Below are 14,920 nucleotides of genomic sequence, written 5' to 3' on the forward strand. Positions count from 1 at the left end.
CCCCGCGCCCCCGGACAGGCGACGCGCACAGGCGCAGTCCCTACGATGGCGCGGTGACCCGTACCGCACCCGAGGCCCTGGAGGGCCAGCACCCCGTGGCGCCGACCGTGGCAGAGCCCTCGTCGTGGCAGCTGCGGCTGCGGCGCTTCGGTTACCGTCCGCCCGCCGCCGGCACGCTCTCCATCGGCACGAGGGACCGGCTCGACCCGCCGTACACCCGGCCCTCGCCGCGGGTCATGTCGCTGCTCGGGCTCGGCCCCGCCGCGGCCGACCGGCTGTGGCGGCTGGCCGCCTGGGGCGGTCCGCTGCTGGTCGCGGCCGTCGCGGGCGTGCTCCGGTTCTGGAACCTGGGCAAGCCGCACGCGGTGATATTCGACGAGACGTACTACGCCAAGGACTCGTGGGCCCTGATCAACCAGGGGTACGAGGGGGCGTGGCCCAAGGACATCGACAAGACGATCCTGAAGGACCCCGGTTCGGTCCTGATCCCGACCGACCCCGGTTACGTCGTCCACCCGCCGATGGGCAAGTGGGTCATCGGCCTCGGCGAGAAGGTCTTCGGCTTCGAGCCGTTCGGCTGGCGGTTCATGGTGGCGCTGCTCGGGACGCTCTCCGTCCTGATGCTCTGCCGCATCGGCCGCCGCCTCTTCCGCTCCACCTTCCTCGGCTGCCTGGCGGGCCTGCTGCTCGCCGTCGACGGCCTGCACTTCGTGATGAGCCGCACCGCGCTCCTCGACCAGGTGCTGATGTTCTTCGTGCTGGCCGCGTTCGGCTGCCTGGTCCTCGACCGGGACCGCACCAGGAAACGGCTCGCGGCGGCGCTCCCGGAGGACGGGGAGGGCGTGCTGCGGCCCGACGCGGAGGTCGCCGAGACCCTGCGCCTCGGCCGGCGCCCGTGGCGGATCGCGGCCGGTGTGATGCTGGGCCTGGCGGCGGCCACCAAGTGGAACGGCCTGTACGTGATGGTCGGCTTCGGCCTGATGACGGTCCTGTGGGACGTCGGTGCCCGCCGTACGGCCGGCGCGGTCCGCCCGTACCTGGCGGTGATCAAGAAGGACGTGCTGCCCGCGTTCGTGTCGGTGGTGCCGGTGGCCCTCGTGACGTACCTGGCGACCTGGACGGGCTGGCTCGTCACCGACAAGGGCTACTTCCGCGACTGGGCCGAGAAGCAGGACGCCCTGCCGAACGGCGGCGGCACCTGGTCCTGGCTGCCGGACTGGCTGCGGAGCCTGTGGCACTACGAGACCGAGGTCTACAACTTCCACGTGGGCCTGACCTCGCCCCACACCTACGAGTCGAACCCCTGGTCCTGGATCGTCCTCGGCCGCCCGGTCTCCTACTTCTACGAGTCCCCCGCCCCCGGCACCGGCGGCTGCCCGGCCTCCGCCACGGAGAAGTGCGCCCAGGAGATCCTCGCCCTCGGCACCCCGCTCCTGTGGTGGGCCGCCTGCTTCGCCCTCGTGTACGTGCTCTGGCGCTGGGCCTTCCGCCGCGACTGGCGGGCGGGCGCGATCGCCTGCGCGGTCGCCGCGGGCTGGGTGCCCTGGTTCCTCTACCAGGAGCGCACGATCTTCCTCTTCTACGCCGTCGTCTTCGTCCCCTACCTGTGCCTGGCGGTGGCGATGATGATCGGCGCGATCATCGGCCCGAAGGGCGCCACCGAGAAGCGCCGCACCTTCGGCGCGGTGGCCGCGGGCTGCCTGGTCCTCCTGATCGTCTGGAACTTCATCTACTTCTGGCCGATCTACACGGCGACCCCGATCCCGCTGGACCAGTGGCGGGCACGGATGTGGCTGGACACGTGGGTCTAGCGGGGCGAACGTGACGAGAGGGCGCGGCCACTGGCCGCGCCCTCTCGGTTGTTATCGGTGGCCATTGGTGAGTGCTGGCGGCCCCCGGACGGCCCACAGACGGCCCAGCGCAGCGGCCCGCTTTCCGGCCTGGTCAAAGGACGCGTCCAGTGGACGTGCTGCTGGTTCAATAACAGTCCACGCGACTGAGGGGGGACACATGACTCAGCAGGTGGTCCTTAAGTACGTCTGGGAGGACGGCACTTCAGGGCAGCACACGTGCAACAACAGGGCCGACGCTGAGAGGCTGCGCCAATCGATCGTCTCCCACGCAGCGAGCACCAAGAAGAAGGTGTCCATCGACATCACGGGCGTTGGCCCGTCGAACCTGACGCCGCCCTCGAGCGCCCCCCAGGCGCAGCCGCTGGCGGCCGGGAGACCTCACCTCCTCCTCGCCGTGCTCGTCTTTGTGGTTCTTGCGGTCGCCATCGCTGTCAGCAGCGGCAACGACTCGGATCCGCGCCCCACCAAGCCGCAGAACCGAGAAGAGTGCGAGCGGGCCTACGAAGGCGTTGGAGATGGGACCGTGGACTGGCGCGGCATCTGTCCTGCCATGCACCCATGAGACCTGCCGTTGATAGCAGGTGCCCCCGCTAACGTTAGCGAGAGCGCTAACGGCTCAAACCACCCGTGAGCAGGGCGGTAGCGGTTAGCGGCCGGTCCTCCCGGCAGGCCCAGGCAGGCGTCAGGCCGGGAAGGGGCCGCGTCGACATGCCGCTATCGCTCGGTCTCTGGACGAGCTGGAAGGGCCGCACCCGGAAGCCGATCGACGTTCTGTTCGCCCCCGCCGAGGGACCGCAATCTGCTACAGCAAAACCTCGCGTCTTGTATCCCGGTTGGGTAGAGACTTCACTCGTGGACCAAATCGCAGAACCCGACTGGGCTGTGGAACAGCTCACGAACTTCATAGTCGTGGCGGAGAGCTACCGCCGATCGCCAAACGGTGTGGCTACTACTGCCGCAGCAGCCCTTGCGCTGGAGGCGCTCGGCGGAGGCCGCAGCGTAGACGAAGCAATCCTCGAAATGGCGCACGTGGTCGAGCAAATTTTCGACCGCGTGGATCCCCGGTGGCGCGAGACTCAAACTGAGTGGTTCGGCCCTCAGAGGCGCTGGGAGGGGCATCGCGAGACCGCGATCCGGGCGCGCACGACCATCCTGCGCGATGCCGAAATTCGCGAGAAACTGGGTGATAATGCACCACGATTGAGTGCGGGCTCCATGCATCCCTGGGCATGGGAGGGCGCGAAGTCACTCTGGCAGAGCGGACACTACCGCGAGGCCATCACGGGAGCCGCCAAGAAGGTGAACGCCGAGACTCAGAACAAGCTCGGCCTTCGCAACCTCTCCGAGAAGAACCTCTTCGTTCAGGCCTTCTCGGAGGATGCGCCAGCCGTAGGTAGGCCTCGCCTTCGCATCGTTCCCGACGACGGCGGCGACACGTATCGCAATGTGCATCGCGGGGCGCGTGCCCTGGCTGAGGCCTGCTTCGCGGGAATCCGGAACCCTAATAGCCATGAGGCAGACCTCGCTGATCTGCCAGAGCATGAAGCTTTGGAACAGCTGGCTGCGTTCAGTCTCCTTGCCAGGTGGGTCGATGGAGCAGCGATTCTTACCGCGTCTTAGATGAGCCCGGACGGCCCACAGGCGGCCCAGCGCAGATTCCGCTTGCACCTTTTGGAGGTATCTGTGCTGGTCACACGACTGACGGGGGCTGCACAACGCACTTCATCTACTTCTGGCCGATCTACACGGCGACCCCGATCCCGCTGGACCAGTGGCGGGCGCGGATGTGGCTCGATACGTGGGTCTAGCTGCGGGGACGTGAGAAGAGGGCGCGACCGGTGGTCGCGCCCTCTTTCCGTCGCCCGGGTGCGTCACTTCTCGGGGGTGTCCGCCGGGATCGTGCAGCGGGCGTCCTCGTGGGCCTGCTCGGCGGCGATCCCGGCGAGGCGGCGGAGGTCGTCGAGGCGGTCGGCGGGGGCGGGGCGGTCGAGCTCGACGGACGTGCTCAGACCGGCGTCCTGGTCCGGCAGGCAGGCGGAGAAGACGGCCCCGACCCGCAGGATCTCGGGGGTCGAGGTGAAGGCCCAGCGCCCGGCGTCGAAGGGCTCCGGCCGCCTGCCGTTGGTGGTGTCGAGCACGTCCTTCCGCCAGCTCTCCTCGCTGCTCCAGGAGGCGAGTTCCGTGCGGAGGGTCAGCAGCCGGCCGCCGTCGCCGCTGATGGTGCAGCTCGACGTGTGGTGCGCGTCGGTGGGGGCGGCGCCGCGGGGCGTGCCCTCCTCCCGGGGGATCCGGTAGGAGGAGGCGTACGGGAGGAGTCGGTTCAGGATGTCGGCGGCCTCCTGCGACTGCCCGAGGGACGGGCAGAGGTCGGCCGCCTCGATCGTGCCCCGCGGCTTCTTGAAGGGCGGGGTGTTGGTGGCGTAGCTGATGCCGGCCCAGACGGCGACCAGCACCAGGACGACGAGGGCGACGATGCCGCGCTTCTTCGTCGGGTTCACGGTCACTTGTCCTTCTCCAGCTCGTTCGGGACGCCCACGCCCTCGCAGTAGTCGCGGATGTTCGTCTGGGCGGAGGTGAAGCCCGCCTCGGCCTGTCCCGCGATCGAGGACACCACGCTCGGGTAGGACACGCCGGTCTTCTTCTCCGACTCCTGGGCGGCCTTCTCCACGAGGGTGAAGGTCGACTCGCGGGTCGCGTTGATCTCCTCGCCGTTGCGGTAGATGACCTCGCCCGAGCTGTCCTTCATCAGCCCGTCGGTGAGGCTGCCGATGATCTCGCCCGCCACCGTCTCCGCGACGCCGCCGACGATGACCCCGCCCGGGCCCACCATCGAGGCGGTGCCGACGCCGACGCCGATGCCGACGAGGGACTCGCCGAGCTCGCCCGCCTTCGTGATGGCGTCGTTGAACTCGGCGTCCTTGTTGCCCGCGTCCAGCTCGGCGGCGTACGCGCGGCCGGCTCCGAGCATGCCCTGGATCTCGCCGGCGTTGTGCGCGATGGCGCCGGTGGCCTTCTCCAGGTTCTGCGCGGGGGTGTTGCCCTTCTCGTCGACGAAGGCGTCGGGGTGGGCGAAGTGGTACTCCAGCATCCCGGAGGTGTAGGCGTGCTGGCCGACGCTGACGGCCGCGTACCCCTCGGGGTTCTGTCCCACGGTGTAGAGGAAGCGGGTGAGGTCCTGCTCGTTGAGGGGCGCGGCCGCTCCCGCGATCGGGTAGAGCCTGTCCTCGCCGGCCTCGCCGGCGCGCAGCCCGCGGTGGATGTCCGCCATGTACTCCGCCGAGATCTGGCCCATGCTGTCCGACATGAAGCTGTTGTCGGTGAGGCGGGAGGGGTTCTCGGAGACGGACTTGACGATGTCGCCGTACAGCTTCGCCTGCTCCTCCGAGTGGATGCTGGTCGCGGAGGTGGGCAGTTCGCCGGCCGGGTGGCCCGTCGTCGCCGCCTCCAGCGCCGCCGCCAGGTAGTTCTTGCCGGAGATGCTGTCCTCGCCCTTCGAGTCCTCCTCCTGCATCCACTCCCGCTCCTCGAAGAGGTACTGGAAGTTGGAGAGGCCGATGTGGCCCTTCTTGCCGTTCCCGTCGGTGTCGCGGGTGAAGGGGTTGTTCTCGGTGTCCTTGGCGATGAACTCGGAGTTGAAGAACTCGGTGGCCGCGTCGGGGCTGTTGGAGAGGGCCTTCATGTAGCCGGTCATCGGGTCGAAGCCGAAGTCGGTGCCGGTGGTGTTCAGGTGGGGCCAGAGGCCGCCGCCGTGGTAGCCCCAGATCTGCTCGGGGCGGGAGCCGTTGCGCACGCCCTCCTGCTCCTTGGCCAGCATGTTGCTGCCGTAGCTGGTGAGGAAGTCGTCGTCGAAGTCGCCCCAGCGCATGAGGTTGCTCATCACGACGTAGCCGGAGACGCCGTAGTTGCCGCCGACCGGCTTCTCGACGGCCTGGAGCATGTCGAACTTCCAGCGCGACATGTCCGTGCTCGCGCTCTGCGTGGCGTTGGCGAGGGTGAGGCCGAGCTGCTTCTGGAGGTCCTTGTACTGGTCGTAGCGCTTGCCGTCGGCGGCGTGGTCGCGGCTGTTGGGGTCGTTCAGCTGGGACCAGAAGTCGAGGGTGCCCTGGGCGCCGAGCTTGTGGGCGAAGGTGGAGGCGAAGAGGTCGTCGCCGCTGTACTTGGTGAGGCCGGCGAGCAGTCGGTCGAACTCGGCCTCCGACATCTTGCTCGGGTCCTTCTTCGCCAGCGCCGCGAGGTCCTCCGCGGTCTTCATGGCGTCGGCGGCCTGGTCCCGGTCGGCGTACTTGGCGTCGCCGAAGCCCTTCTCGGCCTGGTCGACGAGGGCGCGCAGGACCTTGGCGGCGGAGCTGTCGCTCTCGGCGGCACTGTTGATGATCTTGTCGATCTCGTCGCGCACGCCGTCGACGGTGGCCTGGGTGACGTCCTTGCCGGCGTCGCCGTCGGCGGCCTTGGCCATGTAGTTCTTCCCCGAGGGGACGACGGAGACGTTGCGCTGCCGGGCCGAGGAGATGGCCTGCTCCAGGTCGCCCTTGAACTTCTTCAGCTCGCCGAGGGTGTCGCGGAGGATGTTGCGTATGGAGGTGGCCTGGGTGTGCGCGTCGCCGAACTCGCCGGCGGTCTTGTCGATGAACCTCCGGCCGACCTCGGAGTTCACGCCCTGCCAGTCGGCCTTGGCGGCGGCGCCCTTGAGGCCCTCGTTCGCGTCCTTCTCCAGCTTCTCCAGGTTGGTGACGAGGGTGTTCCAGTCGGTCAGCGCGGTGTCGAGCGTGCCGAACTTGGCGTGCAGCAGGGTGTCGAAGTCCATCACTCGCCGTCCTTCTTGTCGCCCTTGTCTTCCTTGTCGCCGTAGACGAGGTCGTTCGGCTTGCCCGGTTCGGACGCCCGCTCGTCGAAGCCGCCGTCGAGCATGGCGATGCTGCTCATGCGCCGTTCGATGAAGATCTCGTCGCCCGCGTGGGCGTTCTTCGTGTAGTCCATGTGGTTCGAGATGTGGGCGCAGGCGTCCATGAGGTCCGTCAGCGCCGACATCCACTTGATGGAGACGTGGGACAGCGCGCCGCCCAGTTCGAAGCCCTGCCCGGAGAGGTCGGAGGCGGCGGAGTCGGTGGTGGCCTCGGCCACCCGGCCCTCGCGCCACAGCCGGTTGTAGAGGCCGAAGGCGTGGTCGCCGATCTTGGAGAGGTGCTCGTTGACGACCTTGAGGTCGCCCTGCCGGTTCGTGGGCATCGACTTGCCGTCCGGGTCGTCGGGGACCCGGTTCAACTGCATCCGGGTCGATGACGACCCGGCCGCCTCGGCCTTGAGCTGGTTCCATTCGTCCCACGCCACGGTGGCTCCTCCCCGTCGATGCGGTAGCAACGCCAGGCGGCATCCTAATGAGGGACGCGGCAGGCATCACCGATGGGACCGCGGCTTCCCCCGCCTTCACGGGTCCTTCGCACCAGGGAACGCTTTTTGTCGCGGATGTGACAGGTGTGAGCCGCCGTCCTCGACAGGTGTCGGTGGCGGCTGCTTGACTCGACGGTCCACACGGGGAGGGGAACCCAGTCATGCGCAGTGGAGTGAAGGTCGGGATCGTCGGAGGCGTCTTCGCCGTCGTCGCCGGCGGGGTGGCGTACGGGGGCTACAACCTCTGGAACGGGGTGACGGGCGGCTCTTCGCCGGACGTCGGGACGCGGGCGGCGCCGAAGACCGGGCCCCTGAGCGCCGACGAGGTCTCCACCACCGCACGGGACTTCCTCGCCGCCTGGGCGGCCGGGGAGGCCGAGCGGGCCGGTCAGCTGACGAACGATCCGGTGACGGCGGGCCCCGCGATCGCCTCGTACCGGGAGGGGGCCGGGGTCTCGGAGGCGAGGATCACGCCCGGGACGCCGACGGGCGCGGTGGTGCCGTTCACGGTCGAGGCGACCGTGACGTACGACGGGGTGTCGAAGCCGTGGAGGTACGAGTCGAAGCTCAGCGTCGTCCGCGGCGAGTCCACCGGCCGGCCGCTGGTGCGCTGGACGCCCGCCGTGCTGCACCCGAAGCTGACCGCCGGCGCCACCCTGCGGACCGGCACCGCGAAGACGCCGCCGGTGAAGGCGCTCGACCACGAGGGCGTCGCGCTGCCGCCCGAGAAGTACCCCTCGCTGGTGCCCGTCCTGGACGCGCTGCGGCAGCGGTACGGGGGGAAGGCCGGCGGGAAGGCGGGGATCGAGACCTGGATCGAGAACGCGAACGGCACGCCGACCGCCACCCTCCTCGTCCTCTCCGCCGGCAAGCCCGGCGAGCTGCGGACGACGATCGACGCGGGCGTGCAGGCGGCGGCCGAGAAGGCCGTGAAGGAGTTCCCGAAGGCGGCGGTGGCGGCGGTCGAGCCGTCGACGGGCGCGATCCGGGCGGTCGCCAACAACCCGGCGTCCGGCTTCAACACGGCGTTCCAGGGGAAGCAGGCGCCCGGCTCCACGATGAAGATCGTGACGGCGGCGATGATGATGCGGTACGGGGTGGCGCAGCCGGGGACGGCGGTGGAGTGTCCGTCCTACGTGAACTGGGACGGGACCCGCTTCGAGAACCTGGGCGAGTTCTCGACCGACGGCGACCTCACCAACGCCTTCGCGATGTCCTGCAACACCGCCTTCATCAAGGCGATCAACCCGCTCAAGGCCAAGGGCGTCCACAACACCGCCCTCGGCGACACCGCCCGCAAGTGGTTCGGGATCGGCGAGGTGTGGTCGGTCGGCGTGCAGACCGAGGACGGGTCCGTGCCCGAGTCCAGCGGGTCCGAGACGGCGGCCTCGTACATCGGGCAGGGCAGGATCACCATGAACGCGCTCAACATGGCGTCGGTCTCCGCGACGGTGCAGAACGGCGGCTTCCTCCAGCCGTACCTCATCCCGGAGGACGTGGACGGCCGCGAGTTCGCGAAGGCCGAGCCGCTGCCGGGCGAGGTGGCCATCGGGCTGCGGAAGATGATGAAGGCGGCCGCCACCGGGCCGCGCGGGACCGCCGTCCGGTCCATGGCCAGCGTGCCGGGGTCGAAGGGCGCGAAGACGGGCTCGGCGGAGGTCGACGGGCAGACGTCCAACAGCTGGTTCACCGCCTACTCCGGCGACCTCGCCGCCGCGGCCGTCGTCGAGGCGGGCGGCCACGGCAGCGACGCGGCGGGTCCCGTGGTGGCGTCGGTGTTGAAGGCGGGCTGAGACGCCCCTGGCGGGCGGGGGCGGGCCGGGCGTACGGGGCCGGGGCGTACGGGACCGGGCGGGCGTACGGACGTGCGGGGCCCGGGTGGGCGTACGGAGCACGGCGACGCGCTCCGGCCCCGTCTCGGGGCCCGGGCCCGGGGACCGGAAAGGCGTCGCGTGCCTCGTACACGTACCGCTACGGTGCGGGGCATGACGACCGACGCCCCTGACGCCACCGCCTCCTCCGCCGCCCACCCCCGGTTCGCCGCCGCGCTCGCCGAGCTGGGGCTCGACGTCGAGGTCCGGCGCTTCCCGGACGAGACCCGCACCGCGCAGCAGGCCGCCGACGCGATCGGCTGCGCGGTCTCCGAGATCGTGAAGTCGCTGATCTTCGCGGCCGACGGGGAGCCGGTGCTGGTCCTCATGGACGGCGCCTCGCGGGTGGACGTCGAGCGGGTGCGGGAGGCGCTGGGCGCCGGGAAGGTCACCCGGGCGGACGCGCGGGTGGTCCGGGAGACGACCGGGTACGCGATCGGGGGCGTCCCGCCCTTCGGGCACCTCACCCGGACCCGCGTGCTGGCCGACGAGGGCCTGCTCGGCCACGCCCTGGTGTGGGCGGCGGCCGGCACCCCGCACTCCGTCTTCGCCCTCCCCCCGAAGGAACTGGTCGCCCACGCGGGCGCGACCCTCGTGGACGTGCGCGAGCGCACGGCGTGAACCGCACCTGACCCGCACCGGGGCCGCGCCCGAACCGCGCCGGACCGTCAGGAGCCGTCGAGGATCTCCCGGAAGTGGCGGTTCACCGCCAGTAGGCCGCCGTCGACGCGGAGGGTGGTGCCGGTGATCCAGGCGGCTTCGGCTGAGGCGAGGAAGGCGACGGCGGCGGCGATGTCGTCGGGGGTGCCGACGCGGCCCAGGGGGTAGGCGCGGGCCGCGAGGGCCGCGAGGGCCTTCTCGCGGCCCGACCAGGAGGGGGTGGCGACGGTGCCCGGGTTGATCTGGTTGACGCGGACGCCGAGGGGGGCGGCCTCGCCGGCGAGGGTGCGGGTGTAGGAGCCCAGGGCGGCCTTCGCCGCGCTGTAGGCGTGGTCGCCGAAGTCGGTCTCCGCGTTGACGGAGCCGATGGTGACGATCGCGCCCCCGGTGGCCGTCAGGTGCGGGAGGGCGGCCCGGGAGCAGTGGACGGCGCCCAGGAGGGTGCCGTCGAGCTGGCGGCGCCAGTTCTCGTCGGGATCGTCGACGAAGGGGACGAAGGCGTTGTTGACCAGCACGTGGAGGGCGGGGAGGCCGCCGATCAGCCGGTCGGCCGCCTCGCGGTCGGTGATGTCGAGGCGGTGCGGGGTCGCGTGCGGGAGGGCGGCGGCCACCTCGCGGGCGGCGTCCTCGTCGACGTCCGTGACGAGGACGTGCGCGCCTTCGGCGGCGAGGCGGCGGGCCGTGGCCGCGCCGATGCCGCTGCCCGCGCCGGTGATCAGGGCCGTCTGTCCTTCGAAGCGGTTCATGTGCCCCATCAGAGCAGGGACTTGACCGACCTCACCAGGGCCTGGGCGCGCGGGTCGGAGGTGACGGTCCTCCGCATGCCGTTGGTGACGTAGGCGAAGGCGGTGCCGGACTCCGGGTCGGCGAAGGCGAGGGAGCCGCCGCGGCCGGGGTGGCCGAAGGAGGTGGGGCCGAGGAGCGGGGAGGCGGGGCCGTGGAGCATGTGGCCGAGGCCGAAGCGGGTGCCGACGAGGAGGACGCGGTCCGTGCCGGCGGACTCCTCGGTGCGGGCCAGGGCGAGGGTCGCGGGGGCGAAGAGGCGGGGGGTGCCGTCGGGCAGCGGGCCGAGGGTGGCGGCGTAGAAGCGGGAGAGGGCGCGGGCGGTGGCGACTCCGGCGGAGCCGGGGAGTTCGGCGGCGCGGTAGGCGGGGTCGTTCTCGTCGGGCTTCGGGGTGATGACCTCGAAGGCGCGGCGGGTGAGGGAACGGGGGTCCTCCCACGCCTCCGTGACCGAGCGCTTGGGGCGCAGGCGGAGCGCGCCGGTGTCCTCGGGGGCGTCGACCGGGGCCAGGCGGCCGGCCCGGTGGCCCTCGGAGGCCGGGAGGCCGATCCACAGGTCCAGGCCGAGGGGGGCGGCCAGTTCCTCCGCGACCCAGCGGCCGATCGTGCGGCCGGTGACGCGGTGGACCAGGCCGGAGAGCAGCCAGCTGAAGGTGTGGGCGTGGTAGCCGTGGGCGGTGCCGGGCTCCCAGACCGGGGCCTGGGCGGCGATCGCGGCGGTGGACGTCTCCGGGTCGACGGCCTCGGCGAGGGTGAGGGGGCGGTCGAGGACGGGGACGCCCGCCTGGTGGGCGAGGAGCTGCCGTACGGTCACGCGGTCCTTGCCGGCGGCCTTGAACTCGGGCCAGTACGTGGCCACCGGGGCGTCCAGGTCGATCCGGCCGCGCTGGTGGAGGAGGAGCGGGACGGCGGCGGCGACGCCCTTGGTGGCCGAGCGGACGACCTGGGCGGTGCCCTCCGTCCAGGGGGCGGTGCCGTCGGCGTCCCGCGTGCCCGCCCACAGGTCGACGACCTTCACGCCGTCGCGGTGGACGGCGACGGCCGCGCCCCGCTCGCCGCGCTGCTCGAAGTTGCGCAGGAAGGCGTCCCGGACCGGCTCCCAGCCGGGTGCCACCGTGCCCTGGACCTGGACGTCCACCTGATCCACTTCCGTCCTTCCGTACGAACCGGGTCCCATCGTCTCAGGCGACGGAACCCGGCACGAAACCGAAGGGCAGTTCGAGGCGGTGGCGGGCCATGAGCTCCTCGTCGGAGAGGATCTCGCGGGTCGGGCCGTCGGCGGCGATCACGCCCTCGCTGAGGACGAGCGAGCGCGGGCAGAGCTCCAGGGCGTACGGCAGGTCGTGGGTGACCATGAGGACGGTGACGTCCAGCGCGCGCAGCACGTCGGCGAGTTCGCGGCGGGAGGCCGGGTCCAGGTTGGAGGACGGCTCGTCGAGGACGAGGATCTCCGGCTCGGTGGCGAGGACTGTCGCGACGGCGACCCGGCGCCGCTGGCCGAAGGAGAGGTGGTGCGGGGGCCGGTCGGCGTACTCCGCCATGCCGACCCGGGCGAGGGCCTTCTCCACGACCGCGTCGAGTTCGGCGCCGCGCAGGCCGGCCGCGGCGGGGCCGAAGGCCACGTCCTCGCGGACGGTCGGCATGAAGAGCTGGTCGTCGGGGTCCTGGAAGACGATGCCGACCTTCCGCCGGATCTCCGCCATGTGCTTCTTGCCGACGGGCAGCCCGGCGACGGTGACGCCGCCCGCGCCGGCCGCGAGGATGCCGTTGAGGTGGAGGACGAGGGTGGTCTTGCCCGCGCCGTTGGGGCCGAGGAGGGCGACCCGCTCGCCCCGCCCGATGGTCAGGTTCACGCCGAAGAGGGCCTGGTGGCCGTCGGGGTAGGCGTAGGCGAGGCCGGAGACTTCCAGCGAGGGAACGGTCATGGTGGTCATCCCAGGAGGGCGAGGAGGCAGATCGGGAGGGCGGCGACGGGCAGCGCCAGGGCCGCCGCCCACTGGGCGCGGGCGACCGGGCGCTCGTCGAGGACGGGCATGGTGCCGGTGTAGCCGCGGCTGACCATGGCGAGGTGGACGCGTTCGCCGCGCTCGTACGAGCGGATGAAGAGCGCGCCCGCGGACTTGGCGAGGACGCCCCAGTGCCGGACGCCGGACGCCTCGAAGCCGCGGGAGCGGCGGGCGACGGACATCCGCCGCATCTCGTCGGTGACGACGTCCCCGTAGCGGATCATGAAGGAGGCGATCTGGACGAGCGGCGAGGGCAGGCCGAGGCGCTGGAGGCCGAGGATCAGGGCGCGCAGCTCGGTGGTGGCGGCGAGGAGCACGGAGGCGGCGACGCCGAGGGTGCCCTTGGCGAGGATGTTCCAGGCGCCCCAGAGGCCGGGGACGCTCAGGGAGACGCCGAGGAAGGTCGTCTGCTCGCCGGGCACCACGAAGGGCATGAGCAGGGCGAAGGCGACGAAGGGGACCTCGATGGCGAGCCGGCGGAGCAGGAAGCCGGCCGGGATCCGGGCGAGCGCGGCGACCGCGCCGAGCAGCGCCGCGTAGAGCGCGAAGGCCCAGACGGCCTCGCGGGGGGTGGTGACGACGACCAGGACGAAGCCGAGGACGGCGACGAGTTTGGTGTGCGGGGGCAGGCCGTGGACCGGCGAGTCCCCCCGCCGGTACAGCCGGTGCGCGTGCCCCGCTCCCACGTCAGACCCGGGCGCCGGTGTCGGCCGTGCGCCTGCGGCGGCGGACCGCCCAGAAGGCGCCGGTGCCGACGGCCAGGGTGGCGCCGACGCCGATGACGCCGGCGAGGCCGCCGGAGAGGCGGGCGGACTCGACGCCCTCGACGCCGTAGTCGGCGAGCGGGGAGTCGGCGGTGGCGTGCTCGTACTGGTCGGCCTCGGCGTCGATGCCCTGGTCGGCGGCGACCTTCTCCAGGCCGTCGGGGCTGGCGGAGGCGTAGAAGGAGACGACGCCGGCGAGGAGGAGGGCGGTGGCGACGCCGGCGGCCCACAGCTTCCGCGGGGAGCCCGCGGGCGCCGGGGCCGGCGCGGCGGCCGGGGCGGCGTCGACCAGTTCGCCGTCGACGCGGAGCTTCAGCGGGGCGGTGAGGCCGCGGGCGCCGTGGACGAGGTCGGGGCGGACGGCGAGGACGGCGCCGACGGTGAGGGCGGTGATGACGGCCTCGCCGACGCCGATGAGGACGTGGACGCCGAGCATCGCGGTGAGGACCTTGCCGATGGGCACGTCCGTGGTGCCGCCGATCGCGTAGATCAGGGTGAAGGCGGCGGCCGAGGCCGGTACGGAGACGAGCGCGGCGACGAAGGTCGCGGCGGTGACGCCGCCCCGGGTGCGGGGCAGCACGAGCCGCAGGCCGCGGAAGACGGCGTAGGCGGTGACGACGGTCACCACGCCCATGACGGTGATGTTGACGCCGAGGGCGGTGAGACCGCCGTCGGCGAAGAGGACGCCCTGCATGAGGAGGACGACGGCGATGCACAGCACGCCGGTCCAGGGTCCGACGAGGATCGCGGCGAGCGCGCCGCCGAGGAGGTGGCCGCTGGTGCCGGCGGCGACCGGGAAGTTGAGCATCTGGACGGCGAAGACGAAGGCCGCGACCAGGCCCGCGAGCGGGGCGACCCGCTCTCCTCCGAGGCCGTCGGCCGGGGCGTCGCCCCCCAGTTCCCTGCGGGCGCCGCGCAGGCTCGCGGCGACCGCGGCCGCGGCGACGACGCCGGCGGCGGCCGACACGGGGGCGTTGATGAATCCGTCGGGTACGTGCACGTACCGAATGATGAGCGCAGCTGCAAAAGACTTGCAAGAGCGCCCGGATCACAAGATGGCGATGTGAGGCCGGACACGTCGGGAGTGAGCCCGGCTCCTGCGGGGAAGAATCCGACATCAAGGAGCAAATCCACTCGCTATCGCTGAGGAGCCCTGTGATGCGCGCCGTCGAGGACCACGCCCGAGGCCGCCTGATCAGCGACGCGCCGGTCGCCCGGGCCGTCCCCGTCGCCCTCCGCTACGACCCCGGCTTCTCCCCCGCGACCGTCCGCTTCGTCCTCCCCGGCGGCGTGGAGTGGTCCTTCCCCCGCGCCCTCCTGGAGGACGGGCTGCGGGAGCCCGCGCACCGCGGCGACATCGCGGTGTGGCCGTGCGGGCGGGCGCAGACGGTGGTCGAGTTCCACGGCGAGGGCGCGGTCTCCGTCGTCCAGTTCGACTGCGCCGCCCTGACGCGGTTCCTGGAGCACACGTACGCCGCCGGCGCGTCGTCGCTCACGACACGCTGACGGCGTACGGCCGCGTCGGCTCCCCGTCCCCACAGGTCCCGGCGCGGTCCGGGGCGCGCCCCCCGCTCAGGGGCCGCCCCGGGGTCTAC

General features: G+C 71.8%; 14 protein-coding genes. 6 read left to right on the forward strand and 8 right to left on the reverse strand.

All coding sequences use genetic code 11. The features are described from left to right. Nucleotides 1-53 precede the first annotated feature (53 nt). The 3 genes from ACFW6A_RS07075 to ACFW6A_RS07085 all read left to right on the forward strand — a co-directional run bounded on the left by ACFW6A_RS07075 (nucleotide 54) and on the right by ACFW6A_RS07085 (nucleotide 3,473). Nucleotides 54-1,811: a phospholipid carrier-dependent glycosyltransferase gene (locus tag ACFW6A_RS07075; RefSeq protein WP_351850653.1), complete on the forward strand. Its 1,758-nt coding sequence runs from the start codon at nucleotides 54-56 to the stop codon at nucleotides 1,809-1,811. Between the two features lie 199 nt (nucleotides 1,812-2,010). Continuing rightward, the gene (locus ACFW6A_RS07080) at nucleotides 2,011-2,415 is read left to right on the forward strand and encodes a hypothetical protein (RefSeq protein WP_386479829.1); all 405 of its coding nucleotides are present in this window, start codon (nucleotides 2,011-2,013) and stop codon (nucleotides 2,413-2,415) included. Nucleotides 2,416-2,705: 290 nt separating this feature from the next. Further along, nucleotides 2,706-3,473, forward strand: coding sequence for a TIGR02391 family protein (locus tag ACFW6A_RS07085; RefSeq protein ID WP_386479832.1), 768 nt, complete (start codon nucleotides 2,706-2,708; stop codon nucleotides 3,471-3,473). A 251-nt stretch (nucleotides 3,474-3,724) separates the two neighbouring features. Here ACFW6A_RS07085 and ACFW6A_RS07090 read toward each other — a convergent pair whose 3' ends face one another. The 3 genes from ACFW6A_RS07090 to ACFW6A_RS07100 are packed head-to-tail and all read right to left on the reverse strand — an operon-like array spanning nucleotide 3,725 to nucleotide 7,181. After that, entirely contained in the window at nucleotides 3,725-4,351 is a 627-nt protein-coding gene (locus ACFW6A_RS07090; RefSeq protein WP_386639208.1) for a hypothetical protein, read from the reverse strand. Nucleotides 4,352-4,353: 2 nt separating this feature from the next. Beyond that, on the reverse strand, nucleotides 4,354-6,657 hold the full coding sequence (locus ACFW6A_RS07095) for a DUF6571 family protein (RefSeq protein ID WP_351850649.1): 2,304 nt from the start codon (nucleotides 6,655-6,657) through the stop codon (nucleotides 4,354-4,356). Beyond that, nucleotides 6,657-7,181 (reverse strand): hypothetical protein, encoded by a 525-nt coding sequence (locus ACFW6A_RS07100; protein ID WP_351850648.1) that lies wholly within the window; start codon nucleotides 7,179-7,181, stop codon nucleotides 6,657-6,659. Before ACFW6A_RS07100 ends, ACFW6A_RS07095 begins: the two co-directional genes overlap by 1 nt. 221 nt (nucleotides 7,182-7,402) lie before the next feature. On the opposite strand from ACFW6A_RS07100, the gene ACFW6A_RS07105 reads away from it, so the two are divergent. After that, nucleotides 7,403-9,034 carry a penicillin-binding transpeptidase domain-containing protein gene (locus tag ACFW6A_RS07105; protein ID WP_351850646.1) on the forward strand — a complete coding sequence of 544 codons (1,632 nt, stop codon included), beginning with the start codon at nucleotides 7,403-7,405 and terminating at the stop codon, nucleotides 9,032-9,034. Between the two features lie 192 nt (nucleotides 9,035-9,226). Next, a complete protein-coding gene (locus tag ACFW6A_RS07110) occupies nucleotides 9,227-9,733 on the forward strand; it encodes a YbaK/EbsC family protein (protein WP_351850645.1) in 507 nt (168 codons plus the stop codon). A gap of 47 nt (nucleotides 9,734-9,780) precedes the next feature. Here ACFW6A_RS07110 and ACFW6A_RS07115 read toward each other — a convergent pair whose 3' ends face one another. From ACFW6A_RS07115 to ACFW6A_RS07135, 5 genes are read right to left on the reverse strand one after another with little or no spacing between them, the layout of a single operon-like run. Next, a complete protein-coding gene (locus ACFW6A_RS07115) occupies nucleotides 9,781-10,518 on the reverse strand; it encodes an SDR family NAD(P)-dependent oxidoreductase (RefSeq protein ID WP_386639213.1) in 738 nt (245 codons plus the stop codon). Nucleotides 10,519-10,526: 8 nt separating this feature from the next. Beyond that, nucleotides 10,527-11,693, reverse strand: a complete 1,167-nt coding sequence (locus tag ACFW6A_RS07120) for a serine hydrolase domain-containing protein (RefSeq protein WP_351850664.1) — start codon at nucleotides 11,691-11,693, stop codon at nucleotides 10,527-10,529. Between the two features lie 43 nt (nucleotides 11,694-11,736). Further along, a complete protein-coding gene (locus ACFW6A_RS07125; protein ID WP_351850641.1) occupies nucleotides 11,737-12,480 on the reverse strand; it encodes an ABC transporter ATP-binding protein in 744 nt (247 codons plus the stop codon). Nucleotides 12,481-12,485: 5 nt separating this feature from the next. After that, the gene (gene cbiQ, locus ACFW6A_RS07130; protein ID WP_351850640.1) at nucleotides 12,486-13,247 is read right to left on the reverse strand and encodes a cobalt ECF transporter T component CbiQ; all 762 of its coding nucleotides are present in this window, start codon (nucleotides 13,245-13,247) and stop codon (nucleotides 12,486-12,488) included. 1 nt (nucleotide 13,248) lies between these two features. After that, nucleotides 13,249-14,325 (reverse strand): energy-coupling factor ABC transporter permease, encoded by a 1,077-nt coding sequence (locus ACFW6A_RS07135; protein ID WP_351850638.1) that lies wholly within the window; start codon nucleotides 14,323-14,325, stop codon nucleotides 13,249-13,251. A 158-nt stretch (nucleotides 14,326-14,483) separates the two neighbouring features. On the opposite strand from ACFW6A_RS07135, the gene ACFW6A_RS07140 reads away from it, so the two are divergent. Then, nucleotides 14,484-14,831 (forward strand): SsgA family sporulation/cell division regulator, encoded by a 348-nt coding sequence (locus ACFW6A_RS07140; protein WP_351850636.1) that lies wholly within the window; start codon nucleotides 14,484-14,486, stop codon nucleotides 14,829-14,831. Nucleotides 14,832-14,920 lie beyond the last annotated feature (89 nt).

Source organism: Streptomyces sp. NPDC058758, assembly GCF_042746075.1.
GTDB lineage: Bacteria > Actinomycetota > Actinomycetes > Streptomycetales > Streptomycetaceae > Streptomyces.